24 protein-coding genes are annotated in these 22,174 nt (G+C 56.9%); 9 read left to right on the top strand and 15 right to left on the bottom strand.

The window, feature by feature from the left end:
• Positions 1 to 3: 3 nt before the first annotated feature.
• The 8 genes from AC2CGP_RS08620 to AC2CGP_RS08655 are packed head-to-tail and all read right to left on the bottom strand — an operon-like array spanning position 4 to position 5,995.
• Complete coding sequence (locus AC2CGP_RS08620) at positions 4 to 1,695, bottom strand: glycosyltransferase family 2 protein (protein WP_042895046.1); 1,692 nt, start codon at positions 1,693 to 1,695, stop codon at positions 4 to 6.
• The gene (locus tag AC2CGP_RS08625; protein ID WP_032713149.1) at positions 1,686 to 2,039 is read right to left on the bottom strand and encodes an ApeI family dehydratase; all 354 of its coding nucleotides are present in this window, start codon (positions 2,037 to 2,039) and stop codon (positions 1,686 to 1,688) included. The genes AC2CGP_RS08620 and AC2CGP_RS08625 overlap by 10 nt, the downstream gene beginning before the upstream one ends.
• Positions 2,026 to 3,375, bottom strand: coding sequence for an AMP-binding protein (locus AC2CGP_RS08630; RefSeq protein WP_047057659.1), 1,350 nt, complete (start codon positions 3,373 to 3,375; stop codon positions 2,026 to 2,028). The genes AC2CGP_RS08625 and AC2CGP_RS08630 overlap by 14 nt, the downstream gene beginning before the upstream one ends.
• The gene (locus tag AC2CGP_RS08635) at positions 3,372 to 3,953 is read right to left on the bottom strand and encodes a COG4648 family protein (protein WP_042895040.1); all 582 of its coding nucleotides are present in this window, start codon (positions 3,951 to 3,953) and stop codon (positions 3,372 to 3,374) included. The genes AC2CGP_RS08630 and AC2CGP_RS08635 overlap by 4 nt, the downstream gene beginning before the upstream one ends.
• Before the next feature lie 6 nt (positions 3,954 to 3,959).
• Positions 3,960 to 4,211, bottom strand: a complete 252-nt coding sequence (locus AC2CGP_RS08640; RefSeq protein WP_015369303.1) for an acyl carrier protein — start codon at positions 4,209 to 4,211, stop codon at positions 3,960 to 3,962.
• Between the two features lie 11 nt (positions 4,212 to 4,222).
• Positions 4,223 to 4,480 carry a phosphopantetheine-binding protein gene (locus AC2CGP_RS08645; RefSeq protein WP_015369304.1) on the bottom strand — a complete coding sequence of 86 codons (258 nt, stop codon included), beginning with the start codon at positions 4,478 to 4,480 and terminating at the stop codon, positions 4,223 to 4,225.
• Positions 4,461 to 5,276 carry a lysophospholipid acyltransferase family protein gene (locus AC2CGP_RS08650; RefSeq protein ID WP_047054600.1) on the bottom strand — a complete coding sequence of 272 codons (816 nt, stop codon included), beginning with the start codon at positions 5,274 to 5,276 and terminating at the stop codon, positions 4,461 to 4,463. Before AC2CGP_RS08650 ends, AC2CGP_RS08645 begins: the two co-directional genes overlap by 20 nt.
• Positions 5,273 to 5,995: a beta-ketoacyl synthase chain length factor gene (locus AC2CGP_RS08655; RefSeq protein WP_020077758.1), complete on the bottom strand. Its 723-nt coding sequence runs from the start codon at positions 5,993 to 5,995 to the stop codon at positions 5,273 to 5,275. The genes AC2CGP_RS08650 and AC2CGP_RS08655 overlap by 4 nt, the downstream gene beginning before the upstream one ends.
• 338 nt (positions 5,996 to 6,333) lie before the next feature.
• Here AC2CGP_RS08655 and AC2CGP_RS08660 point away from each other — a divergent pair, with 338 nt between their 5' ends.
• Positions 6,334 to 7,554, top strand: a complete 1,221-nt coding sequence (locus tag AC2CGP_RS08660; RefSeq protein ID WP_213759450.1) for an MFS transporter — start codon at positions 6,334 to 6,336, stop codon at positions 7,552 to 7,554.
• A gap of 2 nt (positions 7,555 to 7,556) precedes the next feature.
• Here the strand turns inward: AC2CGP_RS08660 and AC2CGP_RS08665 are convergent, their stop codons facing one another.
• Together AC2CGP_RS08665 and AC2CGP_RS08670 are read right to left on the bottom strand one after the other, a co-directional pair.
• Positions 7,557 to 8,114, bottom strand: a complete 558-nt coding sequence (locus tag AC2CGP_RS08665; protein ID WP_015369308.1) for a DcrB family lipoprotein — start codon at positions 8,112 to 8,114, stop codon at positions 7,557 to 7,559.
• Between the two features lie 73 nt (positions 8,115 to 8,187).
• The gene (locus AC2CGP_RS08670) at positions 8,188 to 8,853 is read right to left on the bottom strand and encodes a 7-cyano-7-deazaguanine/7-aminomethyl-7-deazaguanine transporter (RefSeq protein ID WP_015703712.1); all 666 of its coding nucleotides are present in this window, start codon (positions 8,851 to 8,853) and stop codon (positions 8,188 to 8,190) included.
• Positions 8,854 to 9,060: 207 nt separating this feature from the next.
• Here AC2CGP_RS08670 and tusA point away from each other — a divergent pair, with 207 nt between their 5' ends.
• Positions 9,061 to 9,306: a sulfurtransferase TusA gene (gene tusA / locus AC2CGP_RS08675; protein WP_015703711.1), complete on the top strand. Its 246-nt coding sequence runs from the start codon at positions 9,061 to 9,063 to the stop codon at positions 9,304 to 9,306.
• A gap of 506 nt (positions 9,307 to 9,812) precedes the next feature.
• Here tusA and zntA read toward each other — a convergent pair.
• Together zntA and AC2CGP_RS08685 are read right to left on the bottom strand one after the other, a co-directional pair.
• Complete coding sequence (zntA, locus tag AC2CGP_RS08680) at positions 9,813 to 12,020, bottom strand: Zn(II)/Cd(II)/Pb(II) translocating P-type ATPase ZntA (RefSeq protein WP_213759449.1); 2,208 nt, start codon at positions 12,018 to 12,020, stop codon at positions 9,813 to 9,815.
• 78 nt (positions 12,021 to 12,098) lie between these two features.
• Positions 12,099 to 12,725 carry a lysoplasmalogenase gene (locus tag AC2CGP_RS08685; RefSeq protein ID WP_015369312.1) on the bottom strand — a complete coding sequence of 209 codons (627 nt, stop codon included), beginning with the start codon at positions 12,723 to 12,725 and terminating at the stop codon, positions 12,099 to 12,101.
• Positions 12,726 to 12,866: 141 nt separating this feature from the next.
• On the opposite strand from AC2CGP_RS08685, the gene AC2CGP_RS08690 reads away from it, so the two are divergent.
• Entirely contained in the window at positions 12,867 to 13,226 is a 360-nt protein-coding gene (locus AC2CGP_RS08690; RefSeq protein WP_020077761.1) for a DUF2500 domain-containing protein, read from the top strand.
• Positions 13,227 to 13,241: 15 nt separating this feature from the next.
• On the opposite strand, the gene AC2CGP_RS08695 is transcribed toward AC2CGP_RS08690, so the two are convergent.
• On the bottom strand, positions 13,242 to 13,520 hold the full coding sequence (locus AC2CGP_RS08695) for a DUF1145 family protein (protein ID WP_015369314.1): 279 nt from the start codon (positions 13,518 to 13,520) through the stop codon (positions 13,242 to 13,244).
• Positions 13,510 to 14,106 (bottom strand): 16S rRNA (guanine(966)-N(2))-methyltransferase, encoded by a 597-nt coding sequence (gene rsmD, locus AC2CGP_RS08700; RefSeq protein WP_032715233.1) that lies wholly within the window; start codon positions 14,104 to 14,106, stop codon positions 13,510 to 13,512. The genes AC2CGP_RS08695 and rsmD overlap by 11 nt, the downstream gene beginning before the upstream one ends.
• 193 nt (positions 14,107 to 14,299) lie before the next feature.
• On the opposite strand from rsmD, the gene ftsY reads away from it, so the two are divergent.
• The 5 genes from ftsY to livJ all read left to right on the top strand — a co-directional run bounded on the left by ftsY (position 14,300) and on the right by livJ (position 20,050).
• Positions 14,300 to 15,793 carry a signal recognition particle-docking protein FtsY gene (gene ftsY, locus AC2CGP_RS08705; protein WP_213759448.1) on the top strand — a complete coding sequence of 498 codons (1,494 nt, stop codon included), beginning with the start codon at positions 14,300 to 14,302 and terminating at the stop codon, positions 15,791 to 15,793.
• 2 nt (positions 15,794 to 15,795) lie between these two features.
• Positions 15,796 to 16,464 carry a cell division ATP-binding protein FtsE gene (gene ftsE, locus AC2CGP_RS08710; protein WP_015369317.1) on the top strand — a complete coding sequence of 223 codons (669 nt, stop codon included), beginning with the start codon at positions 15,796 to 15,798 and terminating at the stop codon, positions 16,462 to 16,464.
• On the top strand, positions 16,457 to 17,512 hold the full coding sequence (gene ftsX, locus AC2CGP_RS08715; RefSeq protein WP_032710034.1) for a permease-like cell division protein FtsX: 1,056 nt from the start codon (positions 16,457 to 16,459) through the stop codon (positions 17,510 to 17,512). Before ftsE ends, ftsX begins: the two co-directional genes overlap by 8 nt.
• Positions 17,513 to 17,767: 255 nt before the next feature.
• Positions 17,768 to 18,622, top strand: a complete 855-nt coding sequence (gene rpoH, locus AC2CGP_RS08720) for an RNA polymerase sigma factor RpoH (protein WP_002920815.1) — start codon at positions 17,768 to 17,770, stop codon at positions 18,620 to 18,622.
• 324 nt (positions 18,623 to 18,946) lie between these two features.
• Positions 18,947 to 20,050, top strand: coding sequence for a branched chain amino acid ABC transporter substrate-binding protein LivJ (livJ, locus tag AC2CGP_RS08725; protein ID WP_015369319.1), 1,104 nt, complete (start codon positions 18,947 to 18,949; stop codon positions 20,048 to 20,050).
• 177 nt (positions 20,051 to 20,227) lie between these two features.
• Here the strand turns inward: livJ and panM are convergent, their stop codons facing one another.
• On the bottom strand, positions 20,228 to 20,611 hold the full coding sequence (gene panM / locus AC2CGP_RS08730) for an aspartate 1-decarboxylase autocleavage activator PanM (RefSeq protein WP_032709323.1): 384 nt from the start codon (positions 20,609 to 20,611) through the stop codon (positions 20,228 to 20,230).
• Between the two features lie 422 nt (positions 20,612 to 21,033).
• Here panM and livK point away from each other — a divergent pair, with 422 nt between their 5' ends.
• Entirely contained in the window at positions 21,034 to 22,143 is a 1,110-nt protein-coding gene (gene livK / locus AC2CGP_RS08735; RefSeq protein ID WP_213759447.1) for a high-affinity branched-chain amino acid ABC transporter substrate-binding protein LivK, read from the top strand.
• The last annotated feature ends 31 nt before the right edge of the window (positions 22,144 to 22,174 follow it).

Genomic DNA, 22,174 nt, shown 5'->3' on the forward strand with positions numbered 1-22,174 from the left:
CCTTTACTCCTTGTTTTTGGGATCCGGCAAACGCCAGAAATCGAAAAAGTTAAACCAGTCGAGCGGCGACTGCAGCGCGTAGTGTTCCAGCCGTTCGGCGTAGCGGTCGATGATGTGTTGCAATGCCTGTTGGCGATCGGCGCGCGGTAATAGCAGCGGGTCGGCGAACGGCTCGCAGTAAATGCGCAGTTTGCCCTGCTGGCGGAGAGCGAAAAGCAAATTAACCGGGCAGCGCAAAATGGCGGCGAGGATAAATGGCCCCTGCGGGAAGGGGGCGGCTTGCCCCATAAAACGGCTCCAGCAGACACGCCATTCTCCGCCGCGCTGCGGGTTAACCGCAATACGGTCGCCGACAATCGCGATCCACTCGCCGCGCTCCAGCTTTTCTTGCAACAGGATGGCGGTATCCGGGCCGATATCGTTCACCGGCATCAGGTTGAGCCCGGCCTGAGGGGCCATTTCCGTCATAATCTGTTTAAAACGTTGCGCATTTTCGCTGAATACCAGAGCGTTGATGGTTTTGCCGCCCTGTAGTTGCGCCAGCGCGCGGCAGGCTTCGACATCACCGAGATGCGAAACCAACAGCAGCTTCCCCCGCGGATCGCTGATATTTAGCGTCTCCTCGGCGCCTGCGGTAAAAACCACGTCGCGGCCGAACTGCAATTCGCCGCGCCAGCTGGCGATTTTATCCAGCATCGCTTCGCCGAAGCGCTGGAAGTGCCGATAGCTGGTTAGCGTTGGCGGTATCGGCATCTGGCGAGCGGCGAACTGTTCGCGCACGCGGGTTATCCATTGTTGCGAAGCACGGCGGGCCGTCGCGGCCGTCAGCCAGTACACGCCGACCACCGGATAAAGCAGCAGCGAGAACGCCTTGCGCCCCAGCAGCCGCCACACCAGTAGCATCAGGCGCATTCCCCATAATCCTTTTACCTCCTGCTGACGCGCCCAGTGCGGCGAGGCGCGGCGAAACAACAGCGAGGGGATCCGCGGCAGCATGCCGAGGAACAGACGCGTGTGCATCAGCGAGATGCGGCAGTTATCTTTGATGGCATCAAAATGCGACAAACCGTCCGGCGGGTAGGTCACGCGGGTTGGCACAAAATAGCTGGTATTTCCCTGCCAGTAGAGGCGCACCATCACTTCGGTATCAAAATCCATTCGCTGGCCGAGTGACACGCGCTGCGCCAGCTGTAGCGTTGGCGTCACCGGGTAGACGCGAAAACCGCACATGCTGTCTTTCAACTGCAGCGACAGCGTTTCAATCCATACCCAGACGTGGGTTATCCAGCGCCCGTAGAGGCGGGAACGCGGGATGGAGTCGTCGTAAATCGGTTGCCCGGAAATCAGCGCTTCGGGATGGGCCTGCGCCAGCGCCAACAGTTGCGGAATATCTTCGATGGCGTGCTGACCATCGGCATCGACCTGCACCGCGTGGCTGAACCCGGCTTGCGCTGCGGCCTGTAGCCCACGGATCACCGCTGCGCCTTTGCCCGCGTTCTGTGGTAAGCGGATTAAGGTCAGATTAGCGGTTTCCGCCGCCAGCCGCTCCAACTGCTGCCGCGTACTGCTATCGCTGCCGTCGTCCACCACGATGCAAGGCAGGCCAAAGGGCTGCAGGCGCGCCAGCACCTGCGGCATCATGGCGCCGTGGTTATAGCAGGGGATCAGCACGCAGGGAGAGAAAGCTAGCGGCATAAGCGAATTTTCCCGCTGCTGGCGGTGTGCCGGGTTTCACCGTCATGGCGCTGATAGCTAAAGGTCAGGGTCTGGCGAGCCTCCTGCCATGTCAGGGTGAGCGTGACGATCGCGCCCGGCAGCAGCGGCGACTGAAATTTCACGTTCTGAATGTCATGAAAGCGCCAGCCGGGCACGAGCAGGCGGGTGGCGTAATGCATCGCCCAATCGATCTGTGCGACGCCGGGTAGCAGCGGCTGCACGGCAAAATGGCCGCGAAACCAGAATAGCGCCGGGTCGAGAGAGAGCACGATTTCAACCCGATCGGCTTGCGGCTGACGGCGCTCAATTTCATGGGGCTTCATGAAATAACTCCTGTAATTGCGCGTAGACACGCTTATTCATGCTATTAACGGGGATCTCGTCAACCACCCGCCAGTAGCGAGGGATGGCCACAGGTTCCAGCGAGGCGCGCAGCGCTTTCCGCCATTGTAATTCCTGGCTTTTCCCCCAGCGGCGGCGGGCGTCATGATCGAGCACTAACAACGCGCCAACGCTCTGGCGGCTGCCGCGGGTAATCGGCAGGACGGCGGCCTCAAGAATGCCATCCAGTTGCAGTAACCGGTATTCCACTTCGCTTAGTGAAATGCGCTTCTCTTCAATTTTCACTACCCGGTCGCGACGACCTGCCAGCTGGAATTGACCGCTTTCATTGAAATGCAAAATATCATCGATAACCAGGCCGTTATCGTCGGCGATAAGCGGCGAAAATAGACGAATTGTGTTGCCCTGCGGCTGAAAGCGGATGCCGGGGAACGGCTGCCACGGCGCATTATCCTGCAGGCGCTGGCGGCAGGCGATAACCCCGCTTTCCGTGCTGCCGTAGATTTCATCCGGCCAGGTATTGAACCAGTTAGCGGTGTGCATGGCATCCTGCCAGGGCAGCTTGCCGCCGGCGGACAAAATCATCGCGACCGGCGGCGGGATAAGCCGATAGTCGAGACGTTTGAGAAAAGCCGGGCTACTGATAAACAAATAATGATGATCATGGCTTAATGCCGCCAGCTGCTCGGCGTACTCAATCATCGCCGCGTGCAGCGGCAACCCCAGCGCCATTGGCAGGAACAGACGGAACGTCAGGCCGTACAAGTGCTGCGGCGCGACCGATGCCACTACCCGACTGCCTGTCAGGCGCCCGGCATAGTGCGCGGCTATCAGCGCCGCCTCGCGGTCGAGACTCTTAACGGGCTTACTAATTCGCTTTGGTTCACCGGTAGAACCGGAGGTAAAAAGCTCAATGCAGGCGTTATCGCCGATCGCCGGGAACGCGTATTCGTGGGATGCGGTCGCCATGGCGGACTGGATAACCCGCAGCGGCCCGCGCCATGGCAGCGTCTTATCGCTCAGGATGCCGTCGAAAAGCGCTCGCTGTTCGTGTAATAGCGCCGCTCGGCTATGGCCAGGAAGCACTGGCGTTTTCCCCGCATGCAGCGTGGCCAACAGCGCGACCAAAAACAGGTAGCTGTTGTCAAAACAGAGCGCCCAACGCTCGCCTGGCTGTTGTTGCAGGTTGTTAAGCAGGTGAGCGACATCATAGCGCAGATGCGCCAGCGTCCAGCTGTGCGCTTCCTGCCACGCAATCAGCGTTTGCGGCGGACGCGGGGCGCTGAGCCACTGGGCCAGCGTGAGGGGCTGCATCATGGTTTATCTCGTTTAATCACCCGCTGGCGCACCAGCCACTCTCCGGCCATCAACATGCCCATCAGCAGATAGGAAATCATGCCGTTCCACGCCGTCCATAGCGACATATCGCCATATAACGCGGTAACCAGCGCTATACCGCCGTTGCCGATGAAAAAGGCGCACCAGATTTGGGTGACCCGGCGGGTGTAGCGCACGGCTTGCTCAGAAAGAACCGGGTCCCGCAACCGCGCCAGGCGCTCGACTACAGGCATACTTGACCACAGCGAACCGCCAAACACCGCCAGCATCACGCCGCTCACCACCACCGGGTAAAATAGCAGTAGCTGATGGGTCTTTAGCAGGAAGCTGGCAATGCACAGCGTCATGCCGGCTACCGCAACGATCTGAGTGACCACGCTCAACGGCCCTGACTGTCGCCGGGTCTGGCGAAAGCGTAAAAACAGCAGTAGCGCCATTAGCGGCAACAGCCATGGCAGGCTGTTATGCGCGAGGCCAAACCAGATCAAAAATGGCCAGGTCAGCAGTAATAACCCCGTCATAATTGAAACGACCGGCAGCGAGCGGATGCCCGACACGGTGAATTACGCTTCTTTCAGCAGGCGATCCGCCGCATCGACCACGTCCTGCACGGTGCGTACGGTTTTAAAGTCTTCTGGCTTGATTTTCTTGCCGATTTTCTTTTGTAGATGGACGATCATGTCGATGGCGTCGATGCTGTCCAGTTCGAGGTCTTCGTACAGGCGGGCCTCAGGTTTAATATCCTGCGGATCGATTTCAAACACCTTCACCAGCAGCGCGGAGACTTCTTCGTAAATAGCTTTTTGTTCGGTCATAACGGTTCTCCTCAGGCACGCTGCGCTTGAATAAAGGATGCCAGCGTGGCGACGGAAAAGAAGTGCTGGCGCATCTCTTCGCTTTCTGCCGACAGCACCACGCCGTACTGTTTTTTCACCGCCAGACCCAGCTCCAGCGCATCGATGGAGTCCAGACCCAGACCATCGCCAAACAGCGCGGCATCGGTGTCGATATCATCAGCGGACAACTCGTCCAGGTTCAATGTACTGATAATCAGATTTTTAATTTCAAGATAGAGCGCTTCCATCATTAATTCCTGTTTCAGGCGCAACGCCTGATTCTAATTTAAGCAAAATATGCCGGTTTAACTGCCGTGCGGCCAGCGCCGGTTCTTGTGTGTTGGCATCGTAAAATTGGTCTATTCGTAGCCGTTCTCCGACTTCAACGGTAAATAACGGCTTCGTTCGCGGCGGGTCGTACCATTTGCTCTGTTTGCCCAGCATATGCTCGGTACAGCGGATAACGACGACGCGTAAATCGCTGCCGCAGCGCACGGCGATATTGGCCGCGCCGCGCTGCAGCTGCATTTTTTCTCCCGGCACCGTTCGGGTTCCTTCCGGGAAAATCAAAATAGTATCGCCCTGCTGTAAACGCTGCCGACTGGCCGGAAGCAGGGTATCGGCGCGATCGTTAATCAAATAATCCGCCGCGCGGATCACGCCGCTGACAAATGGGTTTTTCAGCAACGCGCTTTTCACCAGGCAGTCGGTTTCCGGCATCACCGAGGCCAGCATCACGTAGTCGATGAGGCTGGGATGATTAGCGACCACCAGGCAACCGCGCTCCTGACGTAAAATCTCGCGCCCTTTAATCTGGTAGTCCAGTACGCCGACGGCTTTCACGACGTTAAGAAAAACGCGAAAGCTGGCGGAAATGCTGCGCCGTGCGAGACGACGACGGCGGGTGCTATCGCGCACTACGATCAGCAGCAGATTGAACCAGATCAGCGAGAGCAGCAGCCCACCGACGCCAAACAGCGCGAAACAAAAACCGGTCATCGCCGCGCGCCACAGGCGATTTAACCGTTGGAAAAGCGGCGTCATGCTCGGCTCCAGCGCCACTGCACGCGCTCGCCGGGCAGGGTGAACGTATGGGAATTCTGCAGATAGTGCCGTAAAAACAGCAGGCTTTGCGGTAGGGGGCTTTCAGGAACGGCATCATAGCGCTCAGCCTGGCACTGCCATTCGCCGCCGGACTCAATAACCCAGGCCGTCGCATAGGGCCAGGTCGGCATAGCCGTCGGCAGCTGCGAATGGTAAAACTCCGGCAGAAAACCATCAAAATCAACCATCAACACGCGTTGATAACCTGCCTGCAGAAGCCCCATGACTTCATATAATCCCTGCTGGAAAGTGTCGCGCCCGGCAGAAAGCGATGACGACGCAATAGGCTTTTTCGCCGCAATCGTCAGATTACCAACGGCGGAATTATGTACCGATAAGGCGAAATCGGTAGGCGAAACCGCTTGCTCCATCGCCAGGGCGTGGAGGATCCGATAGTTGCGCTCTAGTTCGCCGTGACGGCTGGTATAGAGAACGGCGTCGATCTCATGGCGGCGCAGCATCGCCAGCCCGCATTCAACCGCCAGCTTGCTGCCGGAGCTAAGTCGGCGAGCGGTCATCATTGGCAGTTCGTTGAGTTTGGCCGCCGGGGCCGCCGGATCGATGGTGTGCGAATACCGTGACCATTGCTGCCACTGTTCGGCTTCGCAAAGCCCAGGCGCTCTCGCCTGCCAGTCGATTATGTTCAGGGTAAAATTCATCTACGCGCGTCCGCGGTAAGCCTGTAGTTCTATGATCGCGACGTTTATAGAACCCGAAACCCGGCGATAACCATCACGAAGCCGTTAATTGGGGGCTTGGCAACCGAAAATCAGCCTCGCCAGCTAAGGGTGACGCCAAGCATATCCGCAGCGCAAAACTTTGCGATGAGATAATGCTGTATTTTCGGTATTTTCACCGCTTAGTGCAATTTATTGCGTTAATCTCCCCATAAAGGATGATAATTCCGCTGAATAGATGGCGCCAATAGCGGGAACTGCAATTACCGACCGGACATGGTAAATAGTAGATATCTGTTGCCAATATCTGGTGGAACCTGATGCCCGAACCCGTCGCCGAACCGGCGCTCAATGGACTGCGCCTTAATCTGCGGATTGTCTCCGTCGTTATTTTCAACTTTGCCAGCTATCTCACTATCGGCCTGCCGTTGGCGGTTCTGCCGGGCTACGTTCACGATGTGATGGGTTTTAGCGCCTTCTGGGCCGGGCTGGCGATTAGTCTGCAGTATTTCGCCACGCTGCTGAGCCGACCGCACGCCGGGCGCTACGCCGATCTGCTCGGGCCGAAAAAGATTGTCGTTTTCGGCCTGTGCGGCTGTTTCCTGAGTGGTTTAAGCTACCTGCTGGCAGCCTGGAGCAGCAGCTCGCCGCTGCTGAGTCTGCTGTTGTTATGCGTTGGACGAGCGATCCTCGGCATTGGCCAGAGCTTTGCCGGCACGGGGTCGACGCTATGGGGCGTAGGCGTTGTCGGCTCGCTGCATATCGGGCGGGTGATTTCGTGGAACGGCATTGTGACCTACGGCGCGATGGCGATGGGCGCGCCGCTGGGCGTGCTGTGCTATTCATACATTGGCCTCAGCGGCCTGGCGATGGTCATTATGGCGGTTGCTCTGGTGGCTATCATTTGCGCGCTACCGCGAACGGCGGTGAAGGCAACGAAAGGGAAAGCGATGTCATTTCGCGCGGTGCTGGGCCGGGTTTGGCCTTACGGCATGGCGCTGGCGTTGGCTTCTGCCGGCTTTGGGGTTATCGCGACCTTTATTACCCTGTTTTATGACGCGAAAGGCTGGGACGGCGCGGCCTTTGCGTTAACGCTGTTCAGCTGCGCGTTTGTCGGCACGCGGCTGCTTTTTCCCAACGGTATTAACCGCCTTGGCGGCCTGAACGTGGCGATGCTCTGTTTTAGCGTGGAGGTTATTGGCCTGCTGCTGGTGGGCTTTGCACAAACGCCGCTGATGGCGAAAGTCGGGACTTTCCTCACCGGCGCGGGGTTCTCGCTGGTCTTCCCGGCGCTGGGCGTGGTGGCGGTAAAAGCCGTGCCGCAGCACAATCAGGGCTCGGCGCTGGCGACCTATACCGTATTTATGGATTTGTCGTTGGGGATAACCGGGCCGCTGGCCGGGCTTTTGATGGCGTGGACCGGGATACCGGCGATTTATCTGGCGGCGGCAGGGTTGGTGATGGCCGCGCTACTGTTGGGCTGGCGGTTAAAAAAACGGCCCCCGGTGGCTGAACCGGAGGCCGCTGCATCAGGGCAATAAAATTAGTTAATGACCAGCGTGTTGACGATGCTTTCCGCTTCGGTCTGCGCCTGCTGCTGGTTGTCCGCTGGCAGAGTGACCTGCAGGGTCAGCAATTTGTCATCGATCTTACCGAGCAGTACGGAAGACCACGCGGTCTGACCTTTGGCGGAGATGATGCTGTCCAGTTGCTGTAAGGTGTGGCCTTTAATCTCAATCGATTTGTTAGACACAACCTGCAGCTGCGGGTCGCGGCTGCGCTGCTGATCTTCCAGACGTTTGGACAGCACCGCCAGATCTTCATTAGTATTGTCGCCGACAATCACAATCACCGCTTTCTGGCCGGTGGCGTCAGAATAGACATGCATATTGTTGGCCTGGGTACCGAGCTTACCGCTCTGGTCGGCCATGCCCGCGGGCAGAGTGAAGCTCAGTTTACCATCCAGCAGGCTAATCGCCTGGCCGCTGGTATTGCTCTCTGCTGCCGCCCCGACGGTCGGCGCTTTTGAATCGCTGTTATCACAGGCCGCAAGCCCCATAACCAGCAGGCCAATACCGACATATTTAACCAAATTGCGCATTGACATCTTCCTTTCGATAAACGGCCATTAACGGCTCATCCGGTTATCTTATCACAACCGTTAGCGAGTACCTTTAACCTGGCTGCAATGCCGACAAATCAGATTTATCCGCCAGTTTTTTCAACAGCATATTCAACAGCACGCCGTACATCGGCAAGAAGAAGACAATGCTGATAAGCACTTTGAAGCAGTAGTCGACGGTGGCGATTTCTCCCCAGTGGGCGGCCATAAACGGATCCGGGCTGCGCCAGAAGGCGATGAAGAAGAAGGCCAGGGTATCGCTGACGTTACCGAACAGGGTCGACGCCGTCGGTGCCAGCCACCAGCGACGATTCTGACGCAGGCGGTTGAAAACGTGGACGTCGAGAATTTGCCCCAGCGCATAAGCCATAAAGCTGGCGGCGGCGATACGGGCGACGAACAAATTAAAGGTGCCCAGCGCGGCAAAGCCCTGCCACTCGCCCATATAAAACAGCGCCGAAATGCCATAGGAAATAATCAGCGCCGGGATCATCACTGCGAAGATGATGCGTCGCGCCAGCGGGGCGCCGAAAATGCGCACCGTCAGATCGGTGGCGAGAAAAATAAAGGGAAAACTGAACGCCCCCCAGGTGGTATGGAAACCAAAAATGGAGATCGGCAGTTGGACCAGATAGTTGCTGGAGGTGATCACCAGCAGATGAAATAGCGAAAGCCAGACGAGCGCTTTCTTACGCTGTACGGTAGTAAAGGGATTCATATTGTGACCTTTTTATGTCCGTCATGCTTCATACCAATGAAGGAATCGGGAGCGGAACGTTGGGGTGAGGGAACCCAATTAAAAACGGCTGCATGATACTGCGTTGCGAGCGTAATGCAATGGTTGTTTTTCGCGCAAACGTTAACCTGGCTTGCGTACTGGCGAAGTGGGGGTAAACTAGGGCCGTTTTGTTGAAGTGAGATAAAAATGAGCGAACTTTTTTCCAGTCCTGACCATACGCTGGACGCCCTTGGGCTCCGCTGCCCGGAGCCGGTGATGATGGTGCGTAAAACCGTGCGTACCATGCCGGTGGGCGAGACCCTGCTGATTATTGCCGACGATCCGGCCACCACCCGCGATATTCCCGGTTTTTGCCTCTTTATGGAGCATGAACTGGTGGCGCAGGAAACCGAAGCCCTGCCGTACCGCTACCTGATCCGCAAAAGCCACTGAATCCGCGTTATCCGGGCTACCCAACGGTCCGCAACTGTAGCCCTGCCAAGCGCAGCGCGAGCAGGGAATATCCCCGAATGGCGGCGCGTTGCGCCTTATCCGGGTTACCTAACGCTCAGAACCGTAGCCCTGCTAAGCGCAGCGCGAGCAGGGAATATCCCCGGATGGCGGCGCGTTGCGCCTTATCCGGGCTACCTAACGCTCAGAACCGTAGCCCTGCTAAGCGCAGCGCGAGCAGGGAATATCCCCGAATGGCGGCGCGTTGCGCCTTATCCGGGCTACCCAACGGCCCGGAACCGTAGCCCTGCTAAGCGCAGCGCGAGCAGGGAATACCCCCGGATGGCGGCGCGTTGCGCCTTATCCGGGCTACCTAACGGCACGGAACCGCAGCCCTGCTAAGCGCAGCGCGAGCAGGGAATACCCCCGGATGGCGGCGCGTTGCGCCTTATCCGGGCTACCCAACGATCTGGAACCGTGCTGCGCGAGCAGGGAATATCTGTTCAACCTTACTTTTTACGCAATAACCGCAGGGCGTTAGCCGTTACCAGCACCGTCGCGCCGGTATCTGCCAACACCGCCAGCCACAACCCGGTCAGGCTGAGAAGGGTCGTGACGAGGAAAATCCCCTTCAACCCTAAAGCGATGGCGATATTCTGGCGAATATTGGCATGGGTGGCGCGCGCCAGCGAAATCATCTGCGCCAGGCCGGTGAGGCGGTTATGGGTCAACGCCGCGTCGGCGGTCTCCAGAGCTACATCGGTGCCGCTGCCCATCGCAATACCGATGGTCGCCGCTTTCATCGCCGGGGCATCGTTGATACCGTCGCCGACCATTGCCAGCGGCGCGTTGGCGTTAAGCGCCATCACCGCGTTCACTTTGTCCGCCGGCAGCAATCCGGCGCGGAACTGCAGACCCAGTTCATTGGCGATAGCCGCCGCAGCGCGCGGGTTATCCCCGGTGAGGATCACCCCTTGTACGCCCAATTGATGCAGTTCTTCCACCGCCTGACGCGCATCGTCGCGCAGGGTATCGCGCAGCGCCAGAATGCCGAGCAAGGTATCATCGCGCATCACCAGCACCACCGTCTGTCCGGCGCTCTCCAGTTGCTGGATCTGCGCCTCATGCTCAGCGGGGGCGGCCTTACTGGCCGCGCAGATTAAGATGCGGCTGCCGTTGACCTCGGCTTCTATCCCGGAACCGGCCAGCGCCCGCTGGTTGCGCGCAACGGGAATCGTCAGCTTACGCTGCTGCGCTTCGCGGACGATAGCCTGTGCCAGCGGATGACTGGAGCCTTGTTCAACTGCTGCCGCCAGCGCCAGCAGGCCGTTTTCATCAACGCCGGCGGTGGTGATAACGTGGGTGACCTGCGGTTGGCCGATGGTCAGAGTACCGGTTTTATCGAACGCCACCTGGCGCACCTGGCCCAATTGTTCCAGTGCCGCGCCGCCTTTAATCAGCGCCCCGCGCCGTGCGGCGACCGCCAGGCCGGAGGTAATCGCCGCCGGGGTAGAGATGACCAGCGCGCAAGGGCAGCCGATCAGCAGCAGCGTTAAGCCTTTATAGATCCACGGCAGCCAGGCGCTGGCGAAGAATAGCGGCGGTACGATGGCAACCAGCAGGGCGACTACCATAATGGCCGGAGTGTAGATTCGGCTGAAGCGATCGATGAAGCGCTCAATCGGCGCCCGGCGCTCCTCGGCTTCTTCAATCAGTTTGAGGATCCGGTCAATGGCGCTGTCTCCCGGTTCGGAGATAACGCTCAATTGCACCAGGCGATCGACGCTGGTGGCGCCAGCGGCTACGCGCTCGCCGGCTTTACGTTCCACCGGTACCGATTCGCCGGTCAGCGCGCTTTCGTCAAAGCTGGCAAACGGCGATAGCAGCTCGCCATCGGCCGGTAGACGCCCGCCGGCGGCGACTTCAATCACGTCGCCAGGACGCAGGTCGCGCTGGGAGACGGTCTCACGCTCGCCGTTGCGCAGGCGAACGGCGGTATCAGGTTTGAGCGCCATCAGGGCGCTCACACCCTGACGCGCGCGGCTGGCGGCCCAGCCTTCAAGTCGTTCGCCGATCAGGAACAGCAGCAGCACCATCGCCGCTTCGGCGGTGGCGCCGATAAACAGCGCGCCAATGGCGGCGACGCTCATCAGCGTTTCGATGGCAAACCAGCTGCCGCTTTTAATTAACCGCAGCGCCTGACGGGCAACCGGCCACAGGCCGACGAGGGTAGTGGCGACAAACGCCAGTTTGCCGAACGGGTGGTTAAACTGCTCCAGCCCCCAGCTGAGCGCCATCATCACTACCAGACTCAATAACGCCAGGTTTTCCTGCAGCCATGAACCTTGCGGTTTCTCTTCCTGCGGCGCGTCAGCATCGCGCAGGGTATAACCCGCGGCGCGTACCGCGTTTTCAACCTGCGAACGGATATCGCTGTCGGCATTGACCAGCAGTTTCTCGGTGGCGAATAGCACCTGTACCTGGCTGACGCCGTCGATTTGGCGCACGGCGGTCTCCACCTTACGGGCGCAGGCCGCGCAGTCCATCCCTTCCACCTGCCAGCTATAGCGGGCGCCATTGAGCGGCTGCTCAGCGGAGGCGGTTTCTCCGGCGCAGTTATGATCGGTACAGCAGCTTTCCGCGGGCGCTGTCGCCGGGGTAAATTTGAATGACGAGAACTGGGGGACTTTTTTGTCCTGAGATTCTGGTGTCGACATGGCACCCTCCGGGTAATGATAATTTTCTCATTACCCGCAGGATACACTCTGGAGTCGACTCCAGAGTCAAGCAGTAAATTACAGATACAGTGCGCGAACGATCAGGAAGTGCCCGGCAAAGTAGAAGGCCGCGGAAATGGCGTTATCGGCGCGGAAGCGACGGCGATAGTGGCTAATCAGCCAGACGGCGTTACCCAACAGCAGCGAAGCGGCGCCAAGGAAGCCGGAGAGCGCGGTATCGGTCGGCCGCACGAACCACAGTTCGCCCGCCAGCCACACCATCACCAGAGTCATACCGATAAAGGTCAGCACCGGCATGCGCATCTCTTCCAGCCGGGTCCAGATAATCGCCAGCAGCAGCGCGCCGAGCACCAGCAGTACCAGCGGCAGCGGCCAGAAGAACGAAAGCGTCATCTGGCTGGCGAACCAGATCGTATACAGCAGATGAGAGAGGAAGAATGCGCCAACCGCGTACATCACCCGCTGGCGCGGCAGCAGGGTTAAGGCATCGCCGAGCAGCGAAGCGCACAGGCCCGCCAGCACCAGGTAGCTAATGGCGTTGAACATCGGCGCCTGCCAGGCTAACAGCAGCAACAGAAGCAGGGTGACCGGTTTAAAGACCCAGCGCTGCCAGGCCGGCCCACGATAGGACGCATCGACGTAAAGCCATGCGGAGAAACAGACAGCAATAAACGACCAAAGCATAGTAAGTCCCTGTATCTGTTATCATTAAATAAGCGATTACGCTTACGGTACCGGATCTCAGTGTAGTGGTTTGGGCCAGAAGATGACAACGTTATTCAATGCGCGTTATCCTTATTCCTGATAATTCTTATGGGTACGCAAATGAGTAAAGTTCCGCTATTTTTTGTGCTGGTGGTCGCGGTGATTGTGGTGGCGGCCTCGTTTCGCTACGTGCAGCAGCGCCGGGAGAAAATGGATAACGACGCCGCGCCGCTGCTGCAGAAGCGGGTGGTGGTCAGCAATAAGCGGGAAAAGGTGATTAACGATCGCCGCTCGCGCCAGCAGACGGTGACGCCAGCCGGCAGCGAGATGCGTTATGAAGCGAGCTTCCGCCCGGAAAATGGAGGTCTGGAAGTGGTGTTCCGCCTTGATGCGCCGCAATACCACGCGCTGAGCGTTGGCGACCGGGGAATGCTGAGCTATAAGGGCTCTAAATTCGTCGACTTTGTTGCCGATAACTGAGCCCTCGATTAACCGTTACTTCTTCTTCAGCGTGGCCTTCAGCTTTTTCTGCCAGGCCACCAGTTCAAATACGCCGAAGATGAAAATACGAATCTGCTCAAAACGGCTCAGCGGCGGCGCATCTTTCGTTTGCGTCGCTTTCAACAGCGTCAGCTGCAGGCCATGCATCAGAATCATAAAAATCAGCGCCACGTTAACGAAGATATTCAGCGGTTTTGGGAAAGGTTGAAACAGGTTCAACAGCAAAAACGCCCAAACGCATAGCATCAGCAGGCGGCCTAAATTAATCAGCATGGTTTTCTCCTTGTGCCTCGCGTTGATACAGGCGGTAGGCGACCTGTCCGGCGACTTTTTCGCGATACAGCTGCCAGTTTGCCGGAACCGGCGGTAGTCCGTTTTCTACTTCGCTCTCGACATAAATCAGCGCTTCATCTGCGAGCCAGTGGTTTTTTTCCAGCAGGCTGAGCGTTTCTTCCAGCAGCCCTTTGCGGAAGGGAGGATCGACGAAGACAATATGGTGCGGCGTACCCGGCTGGCTGAGAAACGCCAGCGTGTTGGTGTTGACCACCTTGCCGTTGTTGGCTTTCAGCGTCGCGAGATTTTTTTGTAGCTGCTGCGCGACGCCGCGCTCCATCTCCAGTAGCGTGGTGCTGGCGGCATAGCGTGACAGCGCTTCCAGCCCCAGCGCGCCGCTGCCGGCGAAGCAGTCAAGGCAGTGGGCGTCGACCATTGACGGCGCCAGCCAGTTAAATAGCGTTTCCCGAACCCGGTCGGTGGTCGGGCGCAGACCCGGGCTCTCCGGCACCGGTAATTTACGGCCCCGCCACTGTCCGCCGATAATGCGGATCTGGCCGCTGCCTGCGTGATTTGGTTTCTTCATCTCTTTGCTCAAGTCTCAACTTCCAGCCTGCTATTCTAACGATCGAAGACCATTGACGAAACCTTAATCCGGGGGCGGTGATGCGAGTTAAGTTAAGTGATAGACTATCCAACTAATTTCATCATTTTTTCAGCTTCTGAAGCGGTTGTGTCGAAGCTGCGCCATGAATAAACAGCGAGGAGTGTGGTCGCAAATGGCAAAAGAGAAAAAACGTGGCTTCTTTTCCTGGCTGGGCTTTGGGCAAAAAGAACAGGCTCAGGAAAGCGAAACAGAACAAAAAGTAGAAAAACAACAAGAGGTTGCGGAACAGGCTCCGGCGGCGGAAACGCCTGCGGAAGCCGTACCCGCGGCGGAAACGGTAAAAGAAGACCCCGAGGCCTTTGCCGCCGAGGTCGTAGAGGTTACCGAACAGGTTGTTGAAAGCGAACTGTCGCATCCGGTGGCGGAAGAGACCGCGGCGTCGGAAATCGTAGTTGAAGAAGCGCCGGTTGTTCCTGCGGTAGAAGAAAAAGTCGCTGAACCGCTGGTTGAAGAGGTAATAGCCGAGCCGGTTATCGCCGAAGCGGTCGCTGAACAGACGCCGGAAGAGGTTATCGTCGCGGAGCCTGAGGTCATCGAAGATGAGATCCTCCCGGAAGAGCCCGAAGCCGAACTAAGCGATGAAGAGCTCGAAGCACAAGCTCTGGCGGCGCAAGACGTTGAAGAGACGCCAGAAGAAGAAGCGGAAACTCAGGAAGCGCCGCCGCAGGAGCAGGAAAAACCGACCAAAGAAGGTTTCTTCGCCCGCTTAAAACGCAGCCTGGTGAAAACCAAACAGAATCTGGGTTCCGGATTTATCAGCCTGTTCCGCGGTAAAAAAATCGACGACGATCTGTTTGAAGAGCTGGAAGAACAGCTGCTGATTGCCGACGTTGGGGTGGAAACCACGCGTAAGATTATTACCAATCTTACCGAGGGGGCCAGCCGTAAGCAGCTGCGTGATGCCGAGGCGTTATACGGTCTGCTGAAAGAAGAGATGAGCGAGATCCTGACGAAAGTTGAGGAACCGCTGAATGTTGAAGGGAAAACGCCATTTGTTATTCTGATGGTCGGCGTTAACGGCGTGGGTAAAACCACCACCATCGGTAAGCTGGCGCGTCAGTTTGAGCAGCAGGGCAAATCCGTGATGCTGGCGGCGGGGGATACCTTCCGCGCGGCGGCGGTGGAACAGTTACAGGTCTGGGGCCAGCGTAACGAGATCCCGGTGATTGCCCAGCATACCGGCGCTGATTCAGCCTCGGTTATTTTTGACGCCATTCAGGCGGCGAAAGCGCGCAATATTGATGTGCTGATTGCCGATACCGCGGGTCGTCTGCAGAATAAATCGCATCTGATGGAAGAACTGAAGAAGATTGTCCGCGTAATGAAGAAATTGGATGTCGACGCGCCGCATGAAGTCATGCTAACCATCGACGCCAGCACCGGGCAGAACGCGATTAGCCAGGCCAAACTGTTCCACGAAGCGGTGGGGCTGACCGGCATTACGTTGACTAAGCTTGACGGAACCGCGAAGGGCGGGGTTATCTTCTCAGTGGCTGACCAGTTCAGTATTCCGATTCGCTATATTGGCGTCGGCGAACGTATTGAAGATCTGCGTCCGTTTAATGCGGGCGACTTTATTGAGGCACTTTTTGCCCGAGAGGATTAAGAATGATTCGCTTTGAACAAGTCAGCAAAGCCTATCTCGGTGGGAGACAAGCGCTGCAGGGGGTGACGTTCCACCTGCAGCAGGGCGAGATGGCGTTCCTGACCGGCCATTCCGGCGCGGGGAAAAGTACCCTGCTGAAGCTTATCTGTGGTATCGAACGGCCGAGCGCCGGGAAAATTCTGTTCAGCGGCCATGATATCAGCCGCCTGAAGAGCCGCGAGGTGCCGTTCCTGCGCCGCCAAATCGGCATGATTTTCCAGGACCACCACCTGCTGATGGATCGCACCGTGTTCGATAATGTGGCGATCCCGCTGATTATCGCCGGCGCCAGCGGCGATGATATTCGCCGCCGCGTATCCGCAGCGCTGGATAAAGTCGGGCTGCTGGACAAAGCGAAAAATTTCCCCATCCAACTCTCCGGCGGTGAGCAACAGCGTGTGGGCATTGCCCGCGCGGTGGTCAACAAGCCGGCGGTGCTGCTGGCGGATGAACCGACCGGTAACCTCGATGAGGCGCTCTCGGAAGGGATTTTACGTCTGTTTGAAGAGTTTAACCGCGTAGGTGTAACGGTACTGATGGCGACCCACGACCTGGGGCTTATTTCCAGCCGTCCGTACCGTGTCCTGACGCTAAGCGACGGTCATATGCATGGAGGCCATCGGGGTGAATAAGCGCGACGCAGTGAACCAGATTCGCCAGTTCGGCAGCAAGTTCGATCGTCTCCGTAACGCCACCGGCGGCGGCAACGGCGGGCGCAATGCGCCAAAACGGTCAAAAGCGGCGCCGAACCCGGCATCGCGGAAGAGTAACGTCTTTAACGAGCAGGTGCGCTACGCCTGGCACGGCGCGTTACAGGATTTAAAAAGCACGCCGCTGGCGACCTTCCTCACCATCATGGTGATCGCTATTTCGCTGACGCTGCCGAGCGTCTGCTATATGGTCTACAAAAACGTCAACAGCGCGGCGTCGCAGTATTATCCGTCGCCGCAGATCACCGTCTATCTGGAAAAAACGCTGGATGATGATGCGGCGGCGCGGGTGGTTGGCCAACTGCAGGCGGAGCAGGGCGTTGAGAAGGTAAATTATCTGTCGCGCGATGAGGCGCTGGGCGAGTTCCGCAACTGGTCCGGGTTTGGCGGCGCGCTGGATATGCTGGAAGAGAACCCGTTGCCGGCGGTAGCGATTGTGGTGCCGAAGCTCGATTTCCAGAATACCGATTCGCTTAACACCCTGCGCGATCGCGTCTCCCGTATTCAGGGGGTAGACGAAGTGCGCATGGACGATAGCTGGTTTGCGCGCCTGGCGTCGCTGACCGGGCTGGTCGGCCGGGTGTCGGCGATGATCGGCGTGCTGATGATTGCCGCGGTGTTCCTGGTGATTGGTAACAGCGTGCGCCTGAGCATCTTCGCCCGCCGCGATACCATTAACGTCCAGAAGCTGATCGGCGCTACCGACGGTTTCATCCTGCGCCCGTTCCTCTACGGCGGCGCGCTGCTGGGCTTCGCCGGGGCGTTTTTGTCGCTGATTCTGTCGGAGATTCTGGTGATGCGCCTCTCCTCGGCGGTGACCGAAGTGGCGAAAGTGTTTGGTACTAAATTTGAACTCAGCGGCTTAGGCTTCGATGAGTGTCTGCTGATGCTTATCGTCTGCTCGATGATTGGCTGGGTCGCGGCCTGGCTGGCGACGGTGCAACATTTACGTCACTTTACCCCCGACTAAAAATTTTCTGGTATAATCTTTCCCTGCACTGAATATCTCTCTGCAGGGAAAGAGTCCCTGTTCGCCTCTTCCCTAATCTTTCATCTCCATGTCACATTTTGTGCGTAATTTACTCACAACGTTGCATGGAACTTGTGGATAAAATCACTGTCTGATACTACTGTGGGTGATATTCTCGTTGCTCATAAATGCTGGCATGTTTGTTGCCTGATGGGGACAAGATCATGTCAGACACTATCGATTGAGAGGATTTGAATGACCAAAGAAATGCAAACTTTAGCTTTAGCCCCCGTTGGTAACCTGGAATCGTACATCCGGGCTGCTAACACTTGGCCGATGTTATCGGCTGATGAAGAGCGGGAGCTTGCTGAAAAGCTGCATTACCAGGGCGATCTGGAAGCAGCGAAAAAGCTGATTCTGTCTCACCTGCGCTTTGTTGTTCATATTGCTCGTAACTACTCGGGCTATGGCCTGCCGCAGGCGGACCTGATTCAGGAAGGTAACATCGGTCTGATGAAAGCCGTACGTCGTTTCAACCCGGAAGTGGGTGTGCGACTGGTTTCCTTCGCCGTGCACTGGATTAAAGCGGAAATCCACGAATACGTGCTGCGTAACTGGCGTATCGTTAAAGTCGCAACCACCAAAGCGCAGCGTAAGCTGTTCTTCAACCTGCGTAAAACCAAGCAGCGTCTGGGCTGGTTTAACCAGGACGAAGTAGAGATGGTTGCCCGCGAGCTGGGTGTGTCGAGCAAAGACGTACGTGAGATGGAATCACGTATGGCAGCGCAGGACATGACCTTTGATATGTCGTCCGATGACGAATCCGATAGCCAGCCGATGGCGCCGGTGCTCTATCTGCAGGACAAAACGTCTAACTTTGCCGACGGCATCGAAGACGATAACTGGGAAGAGCAGGCTGCTAATAAACTGACTGATGCGATGCAGGGCCTGGACGAGCGTAGCCAGGACATCATCCGCGCTCGCTGGCTGGACGAGGACAACAAGTCCACGCTGCAGGAGCTGGCGGATCGTTATGGCGTCTCAGCTGAACGTGTTCGTCAGCTGGAAAAGAACGCGATGAAAAAACTACGCGCCGCTATCGAAGCTTAATCTTCGACTTTCTGCGCCGTAGTGAATTAAGCCTCTGCTGTTTCAGCGGGGGCTTTTTGTTTTATATCCCCGTCATACCCGTTTCCCCTCTCCGCGCGATTTGTCGCGACCTTTAGCTTCAGTCACATAACTTTTACATCTCTTGCAAATTGTTGTTTCAAATTCTGAAAAATGGGGTATGTTTTGGCATAGTGTGCTGCAAAAGCGCAGGCGGCAGACCCAAATGCAGTCATACTACACTTATTATGACTAAAAAATCAGAATAATGCGCTGACAAACAACATCACAACAAATGCAAAAACCATAATAATGGGGAGCCTCAGGATGAATATGAAGGGTAAAGCGTTACTGGCAGGATGTATTGCTTTAATTATGAGCGGTTCCGCGCTGGCGGAAGACATTAAAATTGCCGTCGTGGGAGCGATGTCCGGCCCGGTTGCCCAGTATGGCGACCAGGAGTTTACCGGCGCGGAGCAGGCGGTAGCTGATATCAACGCCAAGGGCGGTATCAAAGGCAATAAATTGCAGATCGTAAAATATGACGATGCCTGCGACCCGAAACAAGCGGTGGCTGTTGCGAACAAAGTGGTGAATGACGGCATTAAATACGTTATCGGTCACCTGTGTTCCTCATCCACCCAGCCGGCATCTGACATCTATGAAGACGAAGGCATCCTGATGATTACCCCGGCGGCAACCGCGCCGGAGCTGACGGCGCGCGGCTATAAGCTGATTCTGCGCACCACCGGTCTCGACTCCGATCAGGGACCGACGGCGGCTAAATATATTCTCGGCACGGTGAAGCCGCAGCGCATCGCTGTGGTTCATGACAAACAGCAATATGGCGAAGGGCTGGCGCGCTCAGTTCAGGAAAACCTGAAGAAAGGCGGCGCCAACGTGGTGTTCTTTGACGGGATCACCGCCGGTGAGAAAGATTTCTCTACCCTCGTGGCGCGCCTGAAGAAAGAAAATATCGACTTCGTCTACTACGGCGGTTATCACCCGGAAATGGGGCAGATCCTGCGCCAGGCGCGCGCAGCCGGTCTGAAAACCCAGTTTATGGGCCCGGAAGGCGTGGCTAACGTTTCCCTGTCTAACATCGCCGGCGAGTCGGCAGAAGGCCTGCTGGTCACCAAACCGAAGAACTACGATCAGGTTCCGGCAAACAAACCGATTGTGGATGCTATCAAAGCGAAGAAACAGGATCCGAGCGGCGCCTTCGTGTGGACCACCTATGCGGCACTGCAGTCGCTGCAGGCGGGGTTAAATCAGTCTGAAGATCCGGCGGAAATCGCGAAATACCTGAAAGGAGCGAAGGTGGATACCGTCATGGGGCCGCTGTCGTGGGATGAGAAAGGCGACCTGAAAGGGTTCGAGTTCGGCGTGTTTACCTGGCATGCGAACGGTACGGCAACCGACGCCAAATAATTTAACCTGCGCCTTTCACGCCGCAGATGCGTTGTCTGCGGAGCCTTTCATGCCGCAGATGCGTTGTCTGACCCCGGTTGCGCTGCGCTTACCGGGGCTACAATTTGCAGGTAGCCCGGCTAAGCGAAGCGCCGCCGGGTTCTTCCTTGGTCACGCTGCGTTTATTGGGGCTACGGTTTAATGCTTCTCCCAACCATTCTGCTGGGCGCTGAAACCCAGCGCCTGCATAAATGCCGCCATCACGCCGCGGTCTTCCACCCCGCTATCGGCAACGCGCCAGCTATTGATATTCGGGTTATCGCTTAACGTCTCTTCCACTAAATATTGCCCCACGCCGCGGCGGCGGGTGACTTCACGCACGCACAGATCGCTGAGCTCGCCTTCGACGCCGCGCAGGGTAACGCGTACGGCGCCGAGCAGACGTTCGTTAAAGCGGGCGGCGTAAATACGATGGTTATCGTCCAGCATCAGCGCCGCAGGATCCTGCGACGGCCAGATTTTGCCTAAATCAATGCGATCCTGATCGCTGAAGTGCTGTAAACGGATAATGGTGAGCTTCATACGCGGCAGTTCCAGTCAAAACAGATGCGACAGTGTACTCAAATTTCTCGTTCGGCGGGGCGCTGTTTTCAACTCATTCATTAGGGGATTCGTTTTCCTGGTTGCGTGGGGGTAGCGCAATACATTATGGATCGAAAAATAAGCAGAATTTTAACCTGATATGTAGCGTTTTATTCCGCCTTATATGCCGTTATTTTATGCTGTGAACTGGACTTTTTTTTGTTTATCTTCGCCTTAAACCAGAATATTATCTTTTCTTAATCACCTGAAAAATAGAGATTTTAATCATAATTCAGGTAAAAAACTGCGCTAAACCATTAAAGTTCATGGTAAAAATGGCGTTGTTTAATAAAAGCACAGAATGCTTTTTAACCATAAAAATACAAAACATTTACACCACATCACGAACGGGGTTCTGAAGCATGAAAAGGAACGCGAAAACGATCGTCGCGGGAGTCGTTGCATTAGCGATTTCCCACGCGGCGATGGCAAAGGATATTAAAGTCGCCGTCGTCGGCGCGATGTCTGGCCCGGTTGCCCAGTGGGGCGATATGGAATTCAACGGCGCGCGCCAGGCGATTAAAGACATTAACGCCAGCGGCGGCATTAAAGGCGACAAACTGGTTGGCGTCGAATATGACGACGCCTGCGATCCGAAACAAGCGGTCGCGGTCGCTAACAAAATCGTCAATGACGGCATTCAGTACGTTATTGGTCACCTGTGTTCCTCTTCTACCCAGCCGGCTTCGGATATCTATGAAGACGAAGGTATCCTGATGATCTCCCCGGGGGCGACCAACCCTGAGCTGACCCAGCGTGGCTACCAGTACATCATGCGTACCGCAGGTCTTGACTCTTCCCAGGGGCCGACCGCCGCGAAATATATCCTCGAACAGGTGAAGCCGCAGCGTATTGCGATTATTCATGACAAGCAGCAGTACGGCGAAGGGCTGGCGCGTTCCGTGCAGGACAACCTGAAGAAAGCCGGCGCCAATATCGTCTTTTTTGACGGTATTACCGCCGGTGAGAAAGATTTCTCCGCGCTGCTGGCGCGCCTGAAGAAAGAGAATATCGACTTCGTCTACTACGGTGGCTACTACCCGGAAATGGGGCAGATGCTGCGCCAGGCGCGCTCCGTCGGCCTGAAAACGCAGTTTATGGGGCCGGAAGGCGTCGGTAACGCCTCGCTGTCCAACATCGCCGGCGCGGCGGCGGAAGGTATGCTGGTGACGATGCCAAAACGCTATGACCAGGATCCGTCCAACAGCGCTATTGTTGATGCGCTGAAAGCGGATAAAAAAGATCCGAGTGGTCCGTACGTCTGGATCACCTATGCCGCCGTTCAGTCGCTGGCGCAAGCAATGGACAGAACCGGCAGCCAGCAGCCGCTGGATTTAATTAAAGATTTGAAAGCTCACGGCGCGAAGACCGTGATTGGGCCGCTGAATTGGGATGAAAAAGGCGATCTGAAGGGATTTGAATTTGGTGTCTTCCAGTGGCACGCGGATGGTTCATCCACCGTCGCTAAGTAAGACGCGTTATCCCACCGCCCGCACCGCGCGG

This window comes from Klebsiella sp. SYXHC3, from assembly GCF_057196925.1.